This window comes from Streptomyces sp. NPDC031445 (genome assembly GCF_055581365.1).
Genome location: NZ_JBVIJO010000013.1, coordinates 257,594 through 276,216, shown reverse-complemented (window position 1 = coordinate 276,216; position 18,623 = coordinate 257,594). Strand labels below are relative to the sequence as shown.

General features: G+C 73.1%; 20 protein-coding genes. 16 read left to right on the top strand and 4 right to left on the bottom strand.

The features are described 5' to 3' along the window. Positions 1-20 precede the first annotated feature (20 nt). Together ACZ5DC_RS30750 and ACZ5DC_RS30745 are read left to right on the top strand one after the other, a co-directional pair. On the top strand, positions 21-305 hold the full coding sequence (locus ACZ5DC_RS30750) for a DUF4190 domain-containing protein (protein ID WP_468658065.1): 285 nt from the start codon (positions 21-23) through the stop codon (positions 303-305). 385 nt (positions 306-690) lie between these two features. Further along, complete coding sequence (locus ACZ5DC_RS30745) at positions 691-1,860, top strand: cysteine desulfurase family protein (protein WP_468658063.1); 1,170 nt, start codon at positions 691-693, stop codon at positions 1,858-1,860. On the opposite strand, the gene ACZ5DC_RS30740 is transcribed toward ACZ5DC_RS30745, so the two are convergent. Next, positions 1,853-2,554, bottom strand: a complete 702-nt coding sequence (locus tag ACZ5DC_RS30740) for an N-acetylmuramoyl-L-alanine amidase (RefSeq protein WP_468658061.1) — start codon at positions 2,552-2,554, stop codon at positions 1,853-1,855. The genes ACZ5DC_RS30745 and ACZ5DC_RS30740 overlap by 8 nt on opposite strands. A gap of 106 nt (positions 2,555-2,660) precedes the next feature. On the opposite strand from ACZ5DC_RS30740, the gene mnmA reads away from it, so the two are divergent. Beyond that, positions 2,661-3,791 carry a tRNA 2-thiouridine(34) synthase MnmA gene (mnmA, locus tag ACZ5DC_RS30735; RefSeq protein ID WP_468658059.1) on the top strand — a complete coding sequence of 377 codons (1,131 nt, stop codon included), beginning with the start codon at positions 2,661-2,663 and terminating at the stop codon, positions 3,789-3,791. Positions 3,792-3,822: 31 nt separating this feature from the next. Here mnmA and ACZ5DC_RS30730 read toward each other — a convergent pair whose 3' ends face one another. Next, positions 3,823-4,605, bottom strand: a complete 783-nt coding sequence (locus ACZ5DC_RS30730) for an alpha/beta fold hydrolase (protein ID WP_468658057.1) — start codon at positions 4,603-4,605, stop codon at positions 3,823-3,825. Between the two features lie 63 nt (positions 4,606-4,668). Beyond that, the gene (locus ACZ5DC_RS30725; RefSeq protein ID WP_468658055.1) at positions 4,669-4,992 is read right to left on the bottom strand and encodes a DUF427 domain-containing protein; all 324 of its coding nucleotides are present in this window, start codon (positions 4,990-4,992) and stop codon (positions 4,669-4,671) included. A 67-nt stretch (positions 4,993-5,059) separates the two neighbouring features. Between ACZ5DC_RS30725 and ACZ5DC_RS30720 the strand changes: the two genes are divergently transcribed. The 5 genes from ACZ5DC_RS30720 (at position 5,060) to ACZ5DC_RS30700 (ending at position 12,076) form a co-directional block, all read left to right on the top strand. Further along, a complete protein-coding gene (locus ACZ5DC_RS30720) occupies positions 5,060-5,590 on the top strand; it encodes an LOG family protein (protein WP_468658053.1) in 531 nt (176 codons plus the stop codon). A gap of 40 nt (positions 5,591-5,630) precedes the next feature. Continuing rightward, on the top strand, positions 5,631-6,329 hold the full coding sequence (locus ACZ5DC_RS30715; protein ID WP_366753825.1) for an SDR family oxidoreductase: 699 nt from the start codon (positions 5,631-5,633) through the stop codon (positions 6,327-6,329). Positions 6,330-6,360: 31 nt separating this feature from the next. After that, positions 6,361-7,368: a methionine synthase gene (locus ACZ5DC_RS30710; RefSeq protein WP_468658051.1), complete on the top strand. Its 1,008-nt coding sequence runs from the start codon at positions 6,361-6,363 to the stop codon at positions 7,366-7,368. A gap of 15 nt (positions 7,369-7,383) precedes the next feature. Continuing rightward, on the top strand, positions 7,384-9,579 hold the full coding sequence (gene ligA / locus ACZ5DC_RS30705; RefSeq protein ID WP_468658049.1) for an NAD-dependent DNA ligase LigA: 2,196 nt from the start codon (positions 7,384-7,386) through the stop codon (positions 9,577-9,579). A gap of 259 nt (positions 9,580-9,838) precedes the next feature. Next, complete coding sequence (locus ACZ5DC_RS30700) at positions 9,839-12,076, top strand: putative bifunctional diguanylate cyclase/phosphodiesterase (RefSeq protein WP_468658047.1); 2,238 nt, start codon at positions 9,839-9,841, stop codon at positions 12,074-12,076. Between the two features lie 15 nt (positions 12,077-12,091). Here the strand turns inward: ACZ5DC_RS30700 and ACZ5DC_RS30695 are convergent, their stop codons facing one another. Then, positions 12,092-12,670, bottom strand: a complete 579-nt coding sequence (locus ACZ5DC_RS30695) for a TetR/AcrR family transcriptional regulator (protein WP_468658045.1) — start codon at positions 12,668-12,670, stop codon at positions 12,092-12,094. Positions 12,671-12,768: 98 nt separating this feature from the next. On the opposite strand from ACZ5DC_RS30695, the gene ACZ5DC_RS30690 reads away from it, so the two are divergent. The 8 genes from ACZ5DC_RS30690 (at position 12,769) to ACZ5DC_RS30655 (ending at position 18,602) form a co-directional block, all read left to right on the top strand. Continuing rightward, the gene (locus tag ACZ5DC_RS30690) at positions 12,769-13,140 is read left to right on the top strand and encodes a DUF4267 domain-containing protein (protein ID WP_468658043.1); all 372 of its coding nucleotides are present in this window, start codon (positions 12,769-12,771) and stop codon (positions 13,138-13,140) included. Between the two features lie 40 nt (positions 13,141-13,180). Further along, positions 13,181-13,675, top strand: coding sequence for a cupin domain-containing protein (locus ACZ5DC_RS30685; RefSeq protein WP_468658041.1), 495 nt, complete (start codon positions 13,181-13,183; stop codon positions 13,673-13,675). A gap of 160 nt (positions 13,676-13,835) precedes the next feature. Further along, positions 13,836-14,132, top strand: coding sequence for an Asp-tRNA(Asn)/Glu-tRNA(Gln) amidotransferase subunit GatC (gatC, locus tag ACZ5DC_RS30680; protein ID WP_004925108.1), 297 nt, complete (start codon positions 13,836-13,838; stop codon positions 14,130-14,132). A 5-nt stretch (positions 14,133-14,137) separates the two neighbouring features. Further along, a complete protein-coding gene (gene gatA, locus ACZ5DC_RS30675) occupies positions 14,138-15,640 on the top strand; it encodes an Asp-tRNA(Asn)/Glu-tRNA(Gln) amidotransferase subunit GatA (RefSeq protein WP_366753832.1) in 1,503 nt (500 codons plus the stop codon). Next, positions 15,637-15,876, top strand: a complete 240-nt coding sequence (locus tag ACZ5DC_RS30670; RefSeq protein WP_030346630.1) for a hypothetical protein — start codon at positions 15,637-15,639, stop codon at positions 15,874-15,876. Before gatA ends, ACZ5DC_RS30670 begins: the two co-directional genes overlap by 4 nt. A 16-nt stretch (positions 15,877-15,892) precedes the next feature. Then, on the top strand, positions 15,893-17,407 hold the full coding sequence (gatB, locus tag ACZ5DC_RS30665) for an Asp-tRNA(Asn)/Glu-tRNA(Gln) amidotransferase subunit GatB (protein WP_468658038.1): 1,515 nt from the start codon (positions 15,893-15,895) through the stop codon (positions 17,405-17,407). A 203-nt stretch (positions 17,408-17,610) separates the two neighbouring features. Beyond that, a complete protein-coding gene (locus ACZ5DC_RS30660; RefSeq protein ID WP_468658036.1) occupies positions 17,611-17,919 on the top strand; it encodes a hypothetical protein in 309 nt (102 codons plus the stop codon). A 110-nt stretch (positions 17,920-18,029) separates the two neighbouring features. Further along, positions 18,030-18,602, top strand: coding sequence for a GNAT family N-acetyltransferase (locus ACZ5DC_RS30655; RefSeq protein WP_468658034.1), 573 nt, complete (start codon positions 18,030-18,032; stop codon positions 18,600-18,602). Positions 18,603-18,623 lie beyond the last annotated feature (21 nt).

Sequence of the window (18,623 nt, the reverse complement as noted above, 5' to 3'; positions counted from 1 at the left end):
CACTCCAGGAGCTGAGCGCCATGCACCTCACCGCACCGGCCACCGGCCGCACCCACGCCGCCGCCCGCCCGCGCCCCCGCGACGCCGACGGCATGGCCGTCGCGTCCTTCATCCTCGGCCTCCTCGGCCTGCTCGTGCTCAACCTCTTCCTCGGCCCGGTCGCCATCGTCCTGGCCGTGGTCGCCCTCTGGCGCGGCACGACCCGCCGGGGTCGCGCCTACCTCGGCCTGACCCTGGGCGTCGCCGACCTGGCGGCCCTGCTGATCGCGATGGAGGTCTCGGGCACGGTGTCCTGGAGCCTGTGACGTCCCCCGGCACGCCACGGCGCACCACGGACGACAACACGGCCCAGACCCTCGCCGCCTCGGCCACCCAGCCGCACCGACCGGCTCCCCGCCGCACCGCCGTCGGCCACCCGGCCGCGCCCGCCGACCGGCCCCGCCGCCTGACCGCACCCGCACCGCCGCGGTGCGCCCCATGCCCGCCGTGGGCAATCGTTCCGCAGGGCGGAACGGGTGGGCACGGCCAACAGCGCCGGGTGCGCCGCCACCAAGCCCAGGTGCGACCAACGCAAGGCGCTCAGGCGCCGCCGGCGCAACGCGTCCAGGCGCGGCCGGCGCAACGCGCGGAGCCGGCGGCACGCCCTCGCGGCCGAAGCCGACCGCGGGGGAGCCGTAGAATCGGCTCACCATGGCTTACCTCGACCACGCCGCGACCACCCCGATGCTCCCGGAGGCGGCGGAGGCATTCACCGCCCAGTTGAGCATCACGGGCAACGCCTCCTCCCTCCACGCATCCGGCCGCCAGGCACGCCGTACGGTCGAGGAGTCCCGCGAAACCCTCGCGGAAGCCCTCGGCGCCCGCCCCAGCGAGGTCGTCCTCACCTCCGGCGGCACCGAGGCCGACAACCTCGCCGTCAAGGGCTTGTTCTGGTCCCGCCGCGACGCCGACCCGGCCCGCACCCGCGTCCTGGCCAGCCCCGTCGAGCACCACGCCGTGCTGGACGCCGTGCACTGGCTCGGCGAGCACGAGGGCGCCACCGTCGAGTACCTCCCCGTCGACTCCTACGGCCGCGTCCACCCCGAGGCGCTGCGCGAGGCCATCGCCCGCAACCCCGCCGACGTCGCCCTGGCCACCGTGATGTGGGCCAACAACGAGATCGGCACGGTCATGCCGGTCCGTGAACTGGCCGACGTCACCGCCGAATTCGGCATCCCGCTGCACGCCGACGCGGTCCAGGCCTTCGGTCAGGTCCCGGTCGACTTCGAGGCCTCCGGCCTGGCCGCCATGACCGTCTCCGGGCACAAGATCGGCGGGCCGTACGGCATCGGCGCGCTGGTCCTCGGCCGCGAGCACACCCCCGTACCCGTCCTGCACGGCGGCGGCCAGGAGCGGCACGTGCGCTCCGGCACGCTGGACGTCCCGGCCATCGCCTCCTTCGCCGTCGCCGGCCGGCTCGCCGCCGAACAGCGCGAGTGGTTCGCGCGCGAGATCGGCGCCCTGCGCGACCAGCTGGTCGACGCCGTGCGCCGCGCCGTACCGGACGCGATCCTCGGCGGCGACCCGGCGCCCGAGGGCCGGCTCCCGGCCAACGCCCACTTCACCTTCCCCGGCTGCGAGGGCGACTCCCTGCTGCTCCTGCTGGACGCCCAGGGCATCGAGTGCTCCACCGGCTCCGCCTGCACCGCGGGCGTCGCCCAGCCCAGCCACGTCCTCCTCGCCACCGGCACCGACCCGGACCTGGCCCGCGGCACCCTGCGCTTCTCCCTCGGCCACACCTCCACGGAGGCGGACGTCGAGGCCGTGGCCAAGGCGATCGGCCCGGCGGTGGAACGCGCCCGCGCGGCCGGGCTCACGTAGCCGCGCGGGGGGACGCGGACGCCCGTGCCCTTTCCCGCTCGGCCTTCTCCCGCTCGGCCCGGACCAGGCGTATGTACCGGTCCCAGTCCCAGAACCGCCCCGGATCGGTGTGGTCCGTGCCCGGCACCTCCACGTGCCCGATGATGTGCTCGCGGTCCACGGGCATGCCGTACCGCTCGCATATCGCCGCCGTCAGCCGCGCCGAGGCCGCGTACATCTCGTCCGTGAACGACGAGGCGTCCTCCACGAAGCCCTCGTGCTCTATCCCGACGCTGCGTTCGTTGTACTCGCGGTTGCCCGCGTGGAAGGCCACGTCCAGCTCCCGGACCAGCTGGGTGACCCGCCCGTCCTGGCGCACGATGTAGTGCGCCGCCGCCCCGTGCCCCGGGTCCCGGAAGACCTTCACCGCGGACGCGTAGCCGCCCTGGGTGACGTGGACGACCACCCGGTCCACCCGGTAGTCGGACGGCCGGTCCGCGAGCCGGTAGTTCGCCGCCGAGGCCCCCACCCAGCGCGCGCCCCGGAAGTCCACCGCGCCCGCCACCCGCGGCTTGTCCACCCCGGGCATCCGCCACCACAGCCGCGACAGCTCCTGCCGGGCCAGCACGGCCGTGCCCACGGCCGCCGCGGCCCCGCCGGCCAGCAGCGCCCGCCGGCCCAGCCGCCGGTCCGCGTCGTCCTTCGCCGTGCCCATGTCCGCCCCCGTCGCCGCCGGTGTCACCGGCCCCGTCGCCACCCTCTGCGATCGTCAACGGATACCAGGCCGACGCGGTTCCCGCGCCCCGTACCCTGGAAGGGCTATGACTGACACCCCGCAGCGCACCCGCCCCCTCCGCGTCCTCGCCGCCATGTCCGGCGGAGTCGACTCCGCCGTCGCCGCCGCGCGCGCCGCGGAAGCAGGCCACGACGTCACCGGCGTCCACCTCGCGCTCTCCGCGAACCCGCAGTCGTTCCGCACCGGCGCGCGGGGCTGTTGCACCATCGAGGACTCGCGCGACGCCCGCCGCGCGGCCGACGTCATCGGCATCCCGTTCTACGTCTGGGACCTCGCCGACCGCTTCCGCGAGGACGTCGTCGAGGACTTCGTCGCCGAGTACGAGGCCGGCCGCACCCCGAACCCGTGCCTGCGCTGCAACGAGAAGATCAAGTTCGCCGCGCTGCTGGACAAGGCACTGGCCCTCGGCTTCGACGCAGTCTGCACCGGCCACTACGCCAAGGTGATCGTGAACCCGGACGGCTCCCGCGAGCTGCACCGCGCCTCCGACATGGCGAAGGACCAGTCGTACGTCCTCGGTGTCCTGGACGAGAGGCAGCTCGCGCACGCGCTGTTCCCGCTCGGCGACACGGTCACCACCAAGGAGGAGATCCGCGCGGAGGCCGAGCGCCGGGGCCTGGCCGTGGCCAAGAAGCCCGACTCGCACGACATCTGCTTCATCGCCGACGGCGACACCCAGGGCTTCCTGGCCAAGCGGCTCGGCAAGGCCGAGGGCGACATCGTGGACGAGTCCGGCGCCAAGCTGGGCACGCACGAGGGGGCGTACGGCTTCACCATCGGCCAGCGCAAGGGCCTGCGGATCGGCACTCCGGCCCCGGACGGCAAGCCGCGCTACGTCCTGGACATCTCCCCGGTCACCAACACGGTCACCGTCGGCCCGGCCGACGCCCTGGACGTCACCGCCCTCACCGCGATCAAGCCCCGCTGGTGCGGCACCGCCCCCACCGGCCCCGGCACCTACACCGCCCAGCTGCGCGCGCACGGCGGCGAGACCGAGGTGACCGCCGAGCCCGTCGACGGCACACTGCGCGTGACCTTCACCGAGCCGGTCCGCGGCGTCGCCCCCGGCCAGGCGATCGTCCTGTACGACGGCACGCGCGTGGTGGGCTCGGCGACGATCGCGTCGACCACGCGCGCGACGGCCGCGGCGGTCTGAACCGGCCCCCCGTCCCGGGAGGACGGCGGGCTCAGCCCGCGAAGAACTCCGCCAGCACCGGCCCCAGCACGTCCGGTTCCACCACGTGGGTCTGGCCCTCCAGGACCCGGTACGTGCCCTGGGGCACCGTCTGGGCGATCTCCCGGGAGGCCGCGCGCATCCACCCGGGGCTCGCGCCGCCGGCGACCGCGAGCACGGGCGCGCCGATCGCGGCGAGCCGGTCCCGGGGGAGCAGGCCGTCGCCCATGACCGCGTCGTCGTGGGCGAGGCTGGGGGCGACCGCCTCCATGCCGGCCCACATCGGCGACTCCCGGGCACGCCGGATCATCTCCTCGCCGAGGCCCGTCAGGCGCAGGAACAGCTCCACCGCGTCCCCGCGCCGGCCCTCGCCGAGCGCCCTGCCCAGCTGCTCCTTGTAGGTGGCCTCACGGGCGGCGCCGCCCGCCAGGTGGTCGGCGTAGGGCACCTCGTAGACCGCCGCGCGGGCGACGGGCAGCCCGCTCGCCGCCGCGCGCAGGACCAGCGCGCCGCCCGAGGAGGCCCCGAAGAGCGCCGGCTCGCCGCCCACCGCGTCGAACAGCGCGGCCAGGTCCTCGATCTCGCGCTCGACCTCGTACGGCGCCGTGTCGCCGCTCGCGCCGCGGCCCCGGCGGTCGTAGACGACAGCCGTGCAGCGGTCCGCGAGGCGCTGGGCCAGGGGCGCCACGGTGCCGCCGGTGGACATCGCGCCGCTCACCAGGATCACCGTGGGCCCCTGGCCGATCACTTGGTACGCGAGGGGGGTGCCGTCGCGGGAAGTCGTCTTCTTGTCCATGGCCGTGCAGACTGCCGCACGGCACGGCGCTCATCGGTCACGACACGGCGACGCCGGGGGTGGTCATGCGACCTCGGTGTCGTAGAAGCAGTAGTGGTCCTTGATCTCCGCCACCTCGTCCTTGGGGTCCGGATACGCCCAGACGAGGTCCGGCGCGTCCGGCAGCGACCAGTAGGACGCCGTGCCCTTGAAGGGGCACACGGTGTGCGTGTCGGAGGGCGTCAGCAGATCGAGGCGGACGTCCTCGGCGGGGATGTAGTACCTGACCGGGCAGCCCGTCTCGCGCAGTTCCAGGGGCCGGTCGGACTCCGCGAGCACCTGGTCGCCGCGCACCACGCGCACGTGCCGCTCGCTCTTCCGGATCGTGATCGTGTGTCCTTGGGTCATACCGTTTCCAGCGCCGGGAGGGGCCGTGCTTCTTCCCGTCCGGCGCGGGGCCCGTACGGTAGAGGCCATGAACATCTGCGTCTTCCTGTCCGCCGCCGACCTCGACGAGCGCTACACCCGCCCCGCGCGCGAGTTCGCGGAACTGCTCGGCAAGGCCGGCCACACGCTCGTCTGGGGCGGTTCCGACGTCGGTCTGATGAAGGTGGTCGCCGACGGTGTGCAGGAGGCGGGCGGCAGGCTGCTGGGCGTGTCCGTGGAGTTCCTGGCGAACAAGGCGCGGCCCGGCGCCGACGAGATGATCATCGCGGCCGACCTCGCCGAACGCAAGAAGCTGCTGCTGGAGAAGGCCGACGCCGTGGTGATCATGGTGGGCGGCACCGGCACGCTGGACGAGGCCACCGAGATCCTGGAGCTGAAGAAGCACGGCCGCACCGAGAAGCCCGTCGTGCTGTTGAACACGGCGGGTTTCTACGACGGCCTGCGCGAGCAGTTCCGCCGCATGGAGGCCGAGGGCTTCCTGCCGCGCCCGCTGGCCGAACTGGTCTTCTTCGCCGACGAGCCGGTCCGTGCCCTCGCCTACCTGGAGTCCGCGGTCTGAGCGGCCACCGCCGCGGGACCCGGCGTCCGGTGATGCGAGCATGGCGGTCATGGCTACTCATGTGATCACCGGAGCCGGTTCCGGCATCGGCGCGGCCGTGGCCCGCCGGCTGCACGCGCGCGGGGACGAGATCGTGCTCCACGCGCGCGACGCGGGCCGGGCGAAGGAGCTGGCGGCCGGGTTCCCCGGCGCGCGCACCCTCGTCGGCGACCTGGCGGACCCGGACAAGCTGTCCTGGGCGTTCTCCCACCAGACGCTCCCGGACCGGATCGACTCCCTGCTGCACATCGCCGGAGTCGTCGACCTCGGCGGCGTCGGCGAGCTGACCCCGAAGTCCTGGCGCCACCAGCTCAACGTCAACCTGATCGCCCCCGCCGAGCTGACCCGGCACTTCCTGCCGCAGCTCCGGGCGGCCCGCGGCCATGTGATCTTCGTCAACTCCGGCGCCGGCCTCTCCGCCAGTGCGGGGTGGTCCGCGTACGCCGCCTCCAAGCACGGCCTGAAGGCCCTCGCCGACTCCCTGCGCCAGGAGGAGCACGCGAACGGCGTCCGCGTCACCTCGGTCTACCCCGGCCGCACCGCGAGCCCCATGCAGGCCAAGGTGCACCAGCAGGAGGGCAAGGAGTACGACCCGTCGAAGTGGATCGACCCCGAGTCGGTCGCCACGGCGATCCTGACCGCCCTGGACCTGCCGAGGGACGCGGAGATCAACGACCTGACGGTACGTCCGGGGCGCTGACCTCGTCCGGAGGGTTCCGTAGGCTTCCCTGGTGAGCGAAAACAGCCAGTTCAGGTTCCCGGGGGCCACCGGCGTCGGTTCCCTGCCCGGCGGGGACGCGAGAGAAGCCGCCAAGACCGCCACCGGGTCCTTCGAGGACTTCCCGTTCCTCGCGGAGCTGCCCGCGCGCGGGCCCGGCGCCGACATGATCGGCCGCACCGCCGGGATGCTGGTCGAGCTCTACGCGCGCGTGGAGCCCAGCGGGTGGCGGATCGGGGACCGGCCGGGCCGGGACACCAGGCGGGCCAGGTCCTGGCTCGGCGAGGACCTGGACGCCCTGGAGGAGTACACCCAGGGCTACGAGGGCGACCTGAAGGTGCAGGCGGTCGGACCGTGGACGCTGGCCGCCGCCCTGGAGCTGAAGAACGGCGAGGCCGCCCTGTCCGACCCCGGCGCCTGCCGGGACCTCGCCGCCTCGCTCGCCGAGGGCCTGCGGCTGCACCTCGACGAGGTGCGGCGCCGCGTTCCGGGCGCCCGGATCGTCCTCCAGCTCGACGAACCCTCCCTCACGGCCGTCCTGCGCGGCCAGGTCCGCACCGCGAGCGGCTACCGCACCCACCGGGCCGTGGACCGGCAGATCGTGGAGGCCACCCTCCGTGACGTCGTCGGCACGCACGCAGGCGGGCCGGTGGTGGTGCACTCCTGCGCCCCGGACGTGCCGTTCGCCCTGCTGCGGCGGGCCGGCGCGGCGGCCGTCTCCTTCGACCTCGCGCTCCTCACCGCGCGTGACGACGAGGCGATCGGCGAGGCCGTGGAGGGCGGTACCCGGCTGTTCGCCGGTGTCGTGCCGGGCACGGACGGCCCGTTGTCAGACCCTGCCGGTAGCGTCATGGGTGTCAGGACGTTGTGGCGCAGGCTGGGGCTGCGTCCGGGGCTGCTCGCGGAGGCGGTCACGGTCACCCCGGCGTGCGGTCTGGCGGGCGCTTCCCCCGCGTACGCGCGCCAGGCGCTCGCCCACTGCGTCCGGGCGGCGAGATCCCTCGCGGACAACCCTGAGTAACGGGAGGACGACACGGTGGCCGGCGACAAGCAGGCGGAGACGACGGCGGTGCCCGCCGAGGCCCGCGACAAGCACGCGCAGCTGGCGGAGCAGGTCGAGGAGCACCGCTTCCGGTACTACGTGAAGGACGCTCCCGTCATCAGCGACGCGGAGTTCGACCAGCTCCTGAAGTCCCTGGAGGCCCTGGAGGAGCGGTATCCGGAGCTGCGCACCCCGGACTCGCCCACCCAGAAGGTCGCGGGGTCGTACGCGACGGAGTTCACGGCGGTCGAGCACCGGGAGCGGATGCTCTCGCTCGACAACACGTTCAACGACGACGACCTGGCCGCCTGGGCCGACCGCGTCGCCAGGGAGCTGGGCGACCAGGCGTACCACTTCCTGTGCGAGCTGAAGGTGGACGGCCTCGCGGTCAACCTCACCTACGAGAAGGGCCGGCTCACGCGCGCGGCCACCCGCGGCGACGGCCGCACCGGCGAGGACATCACGCCGAACGTCCGGACGATCGCGGAGATCCCGGACCGCCTGAACGGCGACAAGGTGCCCGACCTGGTGGAGATCCGCGGCGAGGTCTACTTCCCGATGGAGAGGTTCCTCGAACTGAACGAACGCCTGGTCGCGGCCGGCGACAAGCCCTTCGCCAACCCCCGCAACGCCGCCGCCGGTTCGCTGCGCCAGAAGGACCCGAGGGTCACCGCGACCCGCCCGCTGCACATGGTCGTCCACGGCATCGGCGCCCTGGCGGGCTTCTCGGGCATGACCCGGCTCTCGCAGGCGTACGACCTGCTGAAGACGTGGGGCCTGCCCACTTCCCCGCACAACCGCGTGGTCGACGACCTCGCCGGCGTACGGGAGTTCATCGCGTACTACGGCGAGAACCGCCACTCCGTCGAGCACGAGATCGACGGTGTCGTGGTCAAGCTGGACGAGATCCGCCTCCAGGGCCGGCTCGGCTCCACCGCGCGGGCGCCGCGCTGGGCGATCGCGTACAAGTACGCGCCGGAGGAGGTCAACACCAAGCTCGTCGACATCAAGGTGGGCGTCGGCCGCACGGGCCGCGTCACGCCGTACGCGCAGGTCGAGCCGGTCACGGTCGCGGGCAGCGAGGTGGAGTTCGCCACCCTGCACAACCAGGAGGTCGTCAAGGCCAAGGGCGTGCTCATCGGCGACACCGTGGTGCTGCGCAAGGCCGGTGACGTCATCCCGGAGATCCTCGGTCCGGTGGTCGACCTCAGGGACGGCAGCGAGCGGGAGTTCGTGATGCCGGGCGAGTGCCCCGAGTGCGGGACGCCGCTGCGGCCGATGAAGGAGGGCGACATCGACCTCCGCTGCCCCAACGCCCGTGGCTGTCCCGCCCAGTTGCGCGAGCGGGTGTCCTATCTCGCCGGCCGGGAGTGCCTGGACATCGAGCACTTCGGCGCGGTGGCCGCCGCCGCGCTCACCCGCCCGCTGGAGCCGGCCGACCCGCCGCTGGTGGACGAGGGCGACCTGTTCGACCTGACGGTGGAGAAGCTGCTGCCCATCAAGGCCTACGTCCTCGACCCGGACAGCGGCCTGCCCAAGCGCGACCCGAAGACCGGCGAGGAGAAGGTCGTCACGGTCTTCGCCAACCAGAAGGGCGAGCCGAAGAAGAACACCCTCGCCCTGCTGGCGAACATCGAGGCGGCCAAGTCGCGTCCGCTGGCCCGCTTCCTGAACGGGCTGTCGATCCGGCACGTGGGACCGGTGGCCGCGCAGGCGCTGGCCCGCGAGTTCCGGTCCGTCGACCGCATCGAACAGGCGACCGAGGAGGAGCTGGCGGCCACCGACGGCGTCGGCCCCATCATCGCCGCCGCGCTCAAGGAGTGGTTCGCCGAGGACTGGCACCGCGAGATCGTCCGCAAGTGGAAGGCGGCGGGCGTCCCCTTGGAGGACCAGTCGTCCGGCGAGGAGGAGGGGCCGCGTCCGCTGGAGGGGCTCACGGTCGTCGTCACCGGCACGCTGGAGCACTTCACCCGGGACGGCGCCAAGGAGGCGTTGCAGCGCCAGGGCGCGAAGGTGACCGGTTCGGTGTCGAAGAAGACTGCGTTCGTCGTTGTGGGTGACAACCCCGGATCGAAGTACGACAAGGCCATGCAGCTGAAGGTTCCCGTGCTGAACGAGGACGGTTTCGGCGTCCTGTTGGAACAGGGCCCCGAAGCGGCGGCCGAAGTCGCGCTTCCGACCGGGGAGTAGCGGTTGAAGGCCACCCGATCGGCGCATATCAGATGCATACGGGTGGCCCGGGCGCATTCGGGCAACCGTCGGAGACCGCTGCCCGTGGAAGCCTTCCGCGGCCTACTGTTGAGGTGTGCGCCTGCCGTGCCCAGCTACGGCTGGGGCATTTCCGTGCCCTCCACAGGCACGGGGAAGGTTTCTTCGACGCGGAGCCGCTGATGGTTGTCGGGCATCGGGCCGCGTGGCGTGGGCACCGCCGGCTGTGAGAGGGACGGGAATGGAACCGACCGAGAGCGCCGCCCCGGACTCATGGCTGCGCCTGCGCCGCCGCGCGGGCGCCTGGCGGGTCAACCGGTGGACCGGACGGGACGACGGGCGCCCGGCCGTGCGGCAGCGCCCGGCCGGACCGGGCGCGGCCACCGACGCCCGCGCCTCCCTGTCCGCCGTCGCGCCCGTACCCGGTCTCGCCGGGGCCGACGCCGAACGGCACCTGTCCTGGCCCGCCCTGCCCGCGGCCGCCGTGACCGCCGCCGGACTCGTCCTGGGCGCCGGCTTCTACCGTGCCTACACCGGCCACCACGCCCTCTTCCCCGGCGGCACGGTCGGCTGGTCGCTGGCCCTGCTCACCGGCGTCATCGTCGGCCACCTCGTCATGCTGGGCCGCGCCCGCTGGTGGGGCGGCACCGGATCGGGCGCCGCCCTCACCCTCGCCGTCCTGCTCCTGTACGGCTGGCTGCCCGCCGGCCTGGTCAGCCTCACCGTCGTCGTCCTGGTCGGCATCGCCCGCCGCAACCGCTGGCGGCAAGGGGTGCTGCACGGCGCGGCCGACATCCTCGGCATCGGCGTCGGCGCCCTGCTGCTCGGGGCGTTCGGCCGGGTCCCGAGCGTCGAGGAGCCCTGGCGGCCCGGCTCCTGGAGCGTCGTCGCGGCACCCGAGATCGTGCTGGTCGCGTTCGTCTACCTCGCCGTCAGCCGCGGCCTGCTGTGGTACCTGTACGCCCCGCGCGGCGGCGGGGTGCCCACCGTGGCCCGCACCGCCCTGGTCCGGCAGGGCCTGGTCGCCGTCGCCCTGCTCGGCATCGCGCCGCTGCTGTGCGCCGTCGCCGACACCCAGCCGGTCCTGCTGCCGCTGTTCGCCATCCCGCTCATCGCCCTGGACTCCACGCTGTGGATGGCCCGCGCCCGCGCCGAGGAGCAGCTGCGCGACCCGCTGACCGGGCTGCCCAACCGGCAGTGGCTGCTGGAGCGCATCTGGACCGCCCTGGACGACGCCGACCGCATCGGAGCGCGCTCCGCGCTCATGCTGATCGACCTCGATCGCTTCCGGTCGGTGAACGACACCCTCGGTCATCTGGCCGGTGACCGGTTGCTGCTCCAGATCGCCGACCGGCTGCGGCTCGCCCTGCCGCGCGGCGCCGAGGCCGCCCGGCTCGGCGGTGACGAGTTCGCCGTCTTACTGCCCGTAGCCGACTCCACCACGTCGGCCACCCGCGTCGCCCGCGGCCTCGTCACCGACCTCAGCTCCCCGCTCGACCTGGACGGACTCACCCTCGTCCTGGAGGCCAGCGCCGGCGTCGCCGTCTTCCCCGACCACGCTCTCGACGCCGAAGGGCTCCTGCGCCGCGCCGACGTCGCGATGTACCAGGCGAAGAGGGACCGTACGGGCGTCGAGGTCTACGAGTCCAAGCGGGACTCCAACACCCCCGACCGCCTCGGCCTGCTGGGCGACCTGCGCCGGGCGCTGGACGCGCACGAGGTGCAGCTCCACTACCAGCCCAAGGTCCGCTTCGACGGACAGGTCGCCGGCCTGGAGGCCCTCGTCCGCTGGGTGCACCCGGAGCGCGGGAAGGTGCCGCCGGACGAGTTCATAGCGATAGCCGAGTCCTCGGGGCTGATGCCCCACCTCACCGAGTACGTCCTGGAGACCGCGCTCGGCCAGGTCGCCCGGTGGCGCGCGCAGGGGCTGCGGGTGCCGGTCGCCGTCAACGTCTCCCCGCGCGACGTCCACACCCCGGGATTCGCCGGGTCGGTCGCCGCGCGCCTCGCCCGGCACGGCGTCCCCGCCGGGGCGCTCCAGCTGGAGATCACGGAACACGTGCTGCTGGAGGACCCGCAGCGGGCCGCCGACACCCTCGCCGGGCTCACCGGCCACGGTGTGAAGATGTCCCTGGACGACTTCGGCACCGGCTACTCGTCGCTGGTGCACCTCCGGCGGCTCCCCGTCAGCGAGCTGAAGATCGACCGCTCCTTCGTGGCCCGGCTGGCCGTCGACGCCCAGGACGCGGAGATCGTGCGCTGCACGGTGGATCTCGCGCACTCCCTGGGCCTGCTGGTCGTCGCCGAGGGGGTCGAGGACGACGAGACGTGGGAGCGGCTGCGGGACCTGGGCTGCGACGCGGTGCAGGGCTGGCTGGTCGCCGCGGCGATGCCGCCCGAGGAGACCACGGCCTGGCTGCTGGCGCGGGGCTCCCGCGGCTGGCAACGGCCGCGCGCCGCGCTCCCCGCGGCCGAGTAGCCCCCGGCCGGGTGGTCAGCCCCCCGCGAAGTGGCCGATGAACAGCGCCAGGTGTGCCTCGTGCGCGCGTTCCGGCAGCCGGCCGCCGCGCGTCAGCGTCACCAGGCCGTGCAGCCCCGCCCAGAACGTCTCCGTCAGCAGCCCGGGGTCGTCGCCCCCGGCCGCGACCGGTTCCACCGCGAGCAGCAGTTCGGCGAAGGCCTCCCGCAGGGGCGCCGGCGCCTCCCGCTTCGCGACCGGCAGGTCCACCAGGTGGGTGAACATCGCGTCGTAGAGGGCGGGCCGGCGCCTGCCGAAGGACGTGTACGTCCCCGCGACCGCCGCCAGTGCCCTGCGCGTGCCCCGCGCCGCCGTTCGGGCCCGCCGTAGCTCCGCCGCCAGGTCGGCGCACCCCTGCACCGCGACCGCCGCCATGATCGCGCCCTTGCCCTGGAAGTGGCTGTAGAGGACCGGCTGGCTGTACTCGATCTCGGCGGCCGGCCGGCGCGTGGTCACCGCGTCCCAGCCCTCGGCCTCCGCCAGCTCCCGGGCGGCCGTGACGATCAGCCGCGCGCGTTCCGCTCGTTCGCGCTCCCGGCGCGCCTGGATCGGCATGACCGTGATCCTAGCAACGCTAGCCAATCTGTCGACGATCTGCTAGCTTCGCTCTATCATCTAGCAATGCTAGAAAATTCGATGGGGGAGCACCGCACATGACCGTCACCGCCTACACCCTGGCCGTCCTGCTCGACCTGTTCTGCGTGTTCCTCGGCTACCGGTTCTGGTTCCGGCCCGGTCCCGCGGCGGACGGCTACGGAGTCCCGGCCGACCCGCACGGCGACGCCCGCGCCTACCTGTCGGTCAAGGGGCTGAGGGACGGCACCCTCGGCCTGGTGGGCCTTGCCCTGCTCGCCTTCGCCGGCGCCCGCTCCGAGGCGTGGTTCATGCTCTGCGTGGCACTCGTGCCGTTCGTCGACACGCTGATAGTCCTGCGCGCCGGCGGGCGGAAAGCCGTCGCCTTCGGGATCCACTTCGCCACCGCGATCGTCGTACTGATCAGTGCCGGACTGCTCTTCGCGGTCTGACCGCCCCGCAGCGGGCGCCACACACGAGGGGGATGCCGCCATGTCGTTGTTCGTGCCCAGGTTCGACGAGACCGTGCTGGTCCGGGACGCCGAGGCAGAGGTCGTCGGCGGCGCGCCCGTCGCCGTCAGGCTGCTGGCCGACAGCAGCGCCAGCGGCGGCGCGCTGTCCACCGTGCGCGTCACGCTCGCCGAGGGCGCCGACGGGGCCCGACCGCACGTGCACCACGACTCGGCCGAGATGTTCTACCTGCTCGACGGCGAGGCCGAGGTGCTGTCCGGCGACGACGTCGTCACCGCCGGGCGCGGCGACCTGGTCGTCGTCCCGCCGGACCGGCCCCACGCCTTCGCCGCCGCCCCCGGCAGCACCGCGGACCTGCTGATCGTCATCACCCCGGGCGTCGAGCGCTTCGAGTACTTCCGCCACCTCCAGCGCATCCGCCTCGGCGAGGCGACCCCGGAGAGCCTGCTGGAGGTCCAGGAGCTGTACGACAACCACTTCCTGGCGAGCCACGCCTGGGACGGCCGGCACCGGTGAGGCCGCGGCCGGGCGAAACCGTTTCACGGGCACGAGGCCGCGCCCCATAGGATTGGGGCTGGCCGTCCCGTTCCCGTCTGTCGCGCTTCGGGCGGACGACGAAGAACGGCACGACCAGCCCCCGGCTCAAAACCACACACTCACCCCAGAGGATCGCTGCATGCCTGGCATCACGCGCGAGGAGGTCGCCCACCTCGCCCGGCTGGCGCGTCTGGAGCTGAAGCCCGAAGAACTCGATCACTTCGCGGGACAGCTGGACGACATCATCGGCGCGGTCGCCCGCGTCAGCGAGGTCGCCGACCAAGACGTACCGCCGACCTCCCACCCGCTGCCGCTGACGAACGTCATGCGGCCGGACGAGGTCCGTCCCTCGCTCACCCCCGAGCAGGCGCTCTCCGGCGCCCCGGCACAGGAGCAGCAGCGTTTCAAGGTGCCGCAGATCCTGGGGGAGGAGTGACCGCCATGACGGACCACAACAGCATCATCAGGCTCACCGCGGCCGAGACCGCCGCGAAGATCGCCTCCGGCGAGCTGACGGCCGTCGAGGTCACCGAGGCCCACCTCGCCCGGATCGAGGCGGTCGACGAGAAGGTGCACGCCTTCCTCCACGTCGACCGCGAGGGCGCCCTCGCCCAGGCCCGTGCCGTGGACGAGAAGCGGGAGCGCGGCGAGAAGCTCGGCCCGCTGGCCGGCGTCCCGCTCGCGCTCAAGGACATCTTCACCACCGAGGGCGTGCCCACGACCGTCGGCTCGAAGATCCTCGAGGGCTGGATCCCGCCGTACGACGCGACGCTCACCAAGCGGCTGAAGGCCGCCGACGTGGTGATCCTCGGCAAGACCAACATGGACGAGTTCGCCATGGGGTCCTCCACCGAGAACAGCGCCTACGGCCCGACCGGCAACCCGTGGGACCTCACCAAGATCCCCGGCGGCTCCGGCGGCGGCTCCTCCGCCGCGCTGGCCGCGCACATGGCCCCCCTCGCCATCGGCACCGACACCGGCGGCTCCATCCGCCAGCCGGCCGCCGTCACCGGCACGGTCGGTGTGAAGCCGACGTACGGCGCGGTCTCCCGCTACGGCATGGTCGCGTTCTCCAGCTCGCTCGACCAGGGCGGCCCCTGCGCCCGCACGGTGCTCGACGCCGCGCTGCTGCACGAGGTCATCGCCGGTCACGACCCGCTCGACTCCACGTCCATCGACGCCCCGGTCCCGCCGGTCGTCGAGGCCGCCCGCAACGGCAGCGTCCAGGGCATGCGCGTCGGCGTGGTCAAGCAGTTCCGCGGCGAGGGCTACCAGGCGGGCGTCATCCAGCGCTTCGACGAGTCCGTCGAGCTGCTGAAGGAACTGGGCGCCGAGATCGTCGAGCTGGACTGCCCGTCCTTCGACCTCGCCCTGTCGGCGTACTACCTGATCGCCCCGTCCGAGTGCTCCTCCAACCTCGCCCGCTTCGACGGCCTGCGCTACGGCCTGCGGACCGGCGACGACGGCACGCACTCCGCCGAGGAGGTCACCTCCCTCACCCGTGAGGCGGGCTTCGGCCCCGAGGTGAAGCGCCGCGTCATGCTCGGCACGTACGCCCTGTCGAGCGGTTACTACGACGCGTACTACGGCAGCGCCCAGAAGGTCCGCACGCTGATCAAGCGGGACTTCGACAGGGCCTTCGAGCAGGTAGACGTGATCGTCTCCCCGACGACCCCGACCACCGCCTTCGCGATCGGCGAGCGCGCCGACGACCCGATGGCGATGTACCTCGCGGACCTGTGCACCATCCCGACCAACCTGGCGGGCAACGCGGCCATGTCCCTGCCCTGCGGCCTCGCCCCGGAGGACAACCTCCCGGTCGGCCTGCAGATCATCGCGCCGGTGATGAAGGACGACAGGCTGTACAAGGTGGGCGCCGCCGTCGAGGCCGCCTTCGTGGAAAAGTGGGGTCACCCGCTGCTGGAGGAGGCACCGTCGCTGTGAGCGCACTGACCAAGGCCAAGGGCTTCAAGAAGTCCAGGTCCGGTACGTACCTGTCCATGGCCGCCACCGCGTTCGGCGCGGTCGGCGCCGCCAAGCAGATCAAGAAGGCCCGCGCCGAGAACGACACGCTGCGGCTCGTCGACGCCGTCGTCACCGCCGCCGGCATCGTCACCGGCCTCGCCATCCTCTACCGCGAGCTGAAGCGGCTGGGCGACGACGACGTCCTGCTGGGCTGAGAGGGAAGTTTTCACCGTGACCACCACGACCGACCTGGTGTCGTACGAGGACGCGCTGGCGTCGTACGACCCCGTCATGGGCCTTGAGGTCCATGTCGAACTCGGCACCAAGACGAAGATGTTCTGCGGCTGCTCGACGGCGCTCGGCGCCGACCCGAACAGCCAGACCTGCCCGGTCTGCCTCGGCCTGCCCGGCGCGCTCCCGGTCGTCAACGCGACCGGCGTCGAGTCCGCGATCAAGATCGGTCTCGCGCTGAACTGCGAGATCGCCGAGTGGTGCCGCTTCGCCCGGAAGAACTACTTCTATCCGGACATGCCGAAGAACTTCCAGACCTCCCAGTACGACGAGCCGATCGCCTTCAACGGCTACCTCGACGTACAGCTGGAGGACGGCGAGGTCTTCCGCGTGGAAATCGAGCGCGCCCACATGGAGGAGGACACCGGCAAGTCGACGCACGTCGGCGGCGCCACCGGCCGCATCCACGGCGCGTCCCACTCCCTGCTGGACTACAACCGCGCCGGCATCCCGCTGATCGAGATCGTCACCAAGCCGATCGTGGGCGCCGGCGAGCGCGCCCCCGAGGTGGCGAAGGCGTACGTCCGCGAGCTGCGCGAGCTGATCCGTGCGCTCGGCGTGTCCGAGGCCCGCATGGAGATGGGCCAGATGCGCTGCGACGTGAACCTGTCGCTGATGCCCAAGGGCGCCGACAAGTTCGGCACGCGCTCGGAGACGAAGAACGTCAACTCCCTGCGCTCGGTGGAGCGCGCGGCCCGCTTCGAGATCCAGCGGCACGCGGCCGTCCTCTCCGGCGGCGGCACGATCGTCCAGGAGACCCGCCACTTCCACGAGGACACCGGCTCCACGACCTCGGGCCGCGTGAAGGAGGAGGCCGAGGACTACCGGTACTTCCCGGAGCCCGACCTGGTGCCGGTCGCCCCCTCGCGCGAGTGGGTCGAGGAGATCCGCGGGGCCCTGCCCGAGCTGCCGCTGGCCCGCCGCACCCGGCTGCTGGCCGAGTGGGGCATCTCCGCCACCGACATGCAGGCGATCCTCAACGCCGGCGCGCTGGACCCGATCGTCGCCACCATCGACGCCGGTGCCGACGCGGCCTCCGCCCGCAAGTGGTGGATGGGCGAACTGGCGCGCAGCGCCAACGAGTCCGGCAAGGCGCTGGAGGAGCTGGCGATCACGCCGCAGCAGGTGGCCCGGGTCACCGAGCTGGTCGCGAAGGGCGACCTGAACGACAAGCTGGCCCGCCAGGTCATCGAGGGCGTCCTCGCGGGCGAGGGCACCCCGGACGAGGTCGTCGACAAGCGCGGTCTGAAGGTCGTCTCCGACGACTCCGCGCTCGGCACGGCCGTCGACGAGGCCATCGCCGGCAACCCGGCCATCGCGGACAAGATCCGCAGCGGCAAGGTGGCCGCGGCGGGCGCCCTGGTCGGCGCGGTCATGAAGGCCACCCGCGGCCAGGCCGACGCGGCCCGCGTCAAGGAGCTGATCCTGGAGAAGCTGGGCGTCAGCGAGGGCTGACGGCAGGCGGTGCACGGCCCCGGAGGGACGCCCTCCGGGGCCGTACCGCCAGGTGCGGGGCCCCCACCGCCCGGGCGGCCCCGGCGGCGGGGGCCCCGCTCCGATGCGTCCGCCGGGCTTCGTACGGGCCGTTCGCGTGCCCCGCGCCCCCGGTACCGCCCCGCACCAGGGCCTCCCGGCCGGGGACGGTACGCTCGCCCGCCATGAGTGGACGCACCGATTCCGACATCGAGCCCCCGATAACCGAGGAGTCGGAGGGGTACGTCGAGGACGCGCGGCGGGCCCGGTGGACCGCGGCCGGCACCGGAGCGCTCCTCGGTCTCGCGGGGCTCGCCGCCTCCCTGCTGCGGCTCACCGGGTCCGCACCCGCCCGCGTGCCGGCGGCCTACGCCCTCGGTGCCGCCGTCTGCGCGCTCGCGGCCCTCCTCGGCTCCCAGGGCCGTACCCGCAGGGCCCTGTGGCTGCTCATCGCCGGGACGATGGTCATGGCGCTCGGCGACCAGTTCGACTGAGGCCCTTGTCCAGCCGGCCGGGCAGCCACCAGTCGACGGCACCGAGCAGATGCATGAGGGCGGGCCCGGCCGGCGCCCGGTGCACGCACTACGGAAGGAACAACGGCACGATGTACGCGATACCGCTCGGTGACGCCGCCGAACTGCGGCCCCTGGAGGTCTGGCACGCGGAGGAACTGCTCGCCACCATCGACCGGGGCCGGGAGTTCATCGGCCGGCACGTCGGTCTGGCGGACGTGGTGTCCGACCTCGACGGGGCCCGGGGCTGGCTGAAGGCGTACGCCGACAAGCGCGCCGCCGACGCCGGCGGCCTGCACGGCATCTGGCTGGACGGCACCCTCGTCGGCGGCCTGCTGTTCCGCGTCTGGGACACCCCGGCCGGGGTCTGCGAGGCCGGCTGCTGGCTGGAGCCGGCCGCGGCCGGGCGGGGGCTGGTCACGCGCGGGATGCGGGTGCTGCTCGACTGGGCCTTCGAGGAGCGCGGCATGCACCGGGTGGAGTGGCAGGTGTCCTCGGCCAACGAGCCGAGCATCAACGTGGCCCGGCGGCTCGGCATGACGCGTGAGGGCGTGCTCCGCGAGAACTACCGGCACCGGGGCGTGCGCACCAGCACCGAGATCTGGTCGGTGCTCGCGCCCGAGTGGCGTGCGGCACGCGCGCGTACCGCGCACGACGATCATTAAGGGACCTCTCAGAGAGCGTCC

What these genes read in the sequence shown, in the direction of transcription:
- ACZ5DC_RS30655 (WP_468658034.1), top strand. Translation starts at nt 18,030, where the DNA reads ATGTACGCGATACCGCTCGGTGACGCCGCCGAACTGCGGCCCCTGGAG.
- ACZ5DC_RS30745 (WP_468658063.1), top strand. Translation starts at nt 691, where the DNA reads ATGGCTTACCTCGACCACGCCGCGACCACCCCGATGCTCCCGGAGGCG.
- ACZ5DC_RS30725 (WP_468658055.1), bottom strand. Translation starts at nt 4,992, where the DNA reads ATGACCCAAGGACACACGATCACGATCCGGAAGAGCGAGCGGCACGTG.
- ACZ5DC_RS30715 (WP_366753825.1), top strand. Translation starts at nt 5,631, where the DNA reads ATGGCGGTCATGGCTACTCATGTGATCACCGGAGCCGGTTCCGGCATC.
- ACZ5DC_RS30690 (WP_468658043.1), top strand. Translation starts at nt 12,769, where the DNA reads ATGACCGTCACCGCCTACACCCTGGCCGTCCTGCTCGACCTGTTCTGC.
- mnmA (WP_468658059.1), top strand. Translation starts at nt 2,661, where the DNA reads ATGACTGACACCCCGCAGCGCACCCGCCCCCTCCGCGTCCTCGCCGCC.
- ACZ5DC_RS30695 (WP_468658045.1), bottom strand. Translation starts at nt 12,670, where the DNA reads ATGCCGATCCAGGCGCGCCGGGAGCGCGAACGAGCGGAACGCGCGCGG.
- ACZ5DC_RS30740 (WP_468658061.1), bottom strand. Translation starts at nt 2,554, where the DNA reads ATGGGCACGGCGAAGGACGACGCGGACCGGCGGCTGGGCCGGCGGGCG.
- ACZ5DC_RS30660 (WP_468658036.1), top strand. Translation starts at nt 17,611, where the DNA reads ATGAGTGGACGCACCGATTCCGACATCGAGCCCCCGATAACCGAGGAG.
- ACZ5DC_RS30730 (WP_468658057.1), bottom strand. Translation starts at nt 4,605, where the DNA reads ATGGACAAGAAGACGACTTCCCGCGACGGCACCCCCCTCGCGTACCAA.
- ACZ5DC_RS30685 (WP_468658041.1), top strand. Translation starts at nt 13,181, where the DNA reads ATGTCGTTGTTCGTGCCCAGGTTCGACGAGACCGTGCTGGTCCGGGAC.
- ACZ5DC_RS30720 (WP_468658053.1), top strand. Translation starts at nt 5,060, where the DNA reads ATGAACATCTGCGTCTTCCTGTCCGCCGCCGACCTCGACGAGCGCTAC.
- gatA (WP_366753832.1), top strand. Translation starts at nt 14,138, where the DNA reads ATGACGGACCACAACAGCATCATCAGGCTCACCGCGGCCGAGACCGCC.
- ACZ5DC_RS30700 (WP_468658047.1), top strand. Translation starts at nt 9,839, where the DNA reads ATGGAACCGACCGAGAGCGCCGCCCCGGACTCATGGCTGCGCCTGCGC.
- gatC (WP_004925108.1), top strand. Translation starts at nt 13,836, where the DNA reads ATGCCTGGCATCACGCGCGAGGAGGTCGCCCACCTCGCCCGGCTGGCG.
- ACZ5DC_RS30750 (WP_468658065.1), top strand. Translation starts at nt 21, where the DNA reads ATGCACCTCACCGCACCGGCCACCGGCCGCACCCACGCCGCCGCCCGC.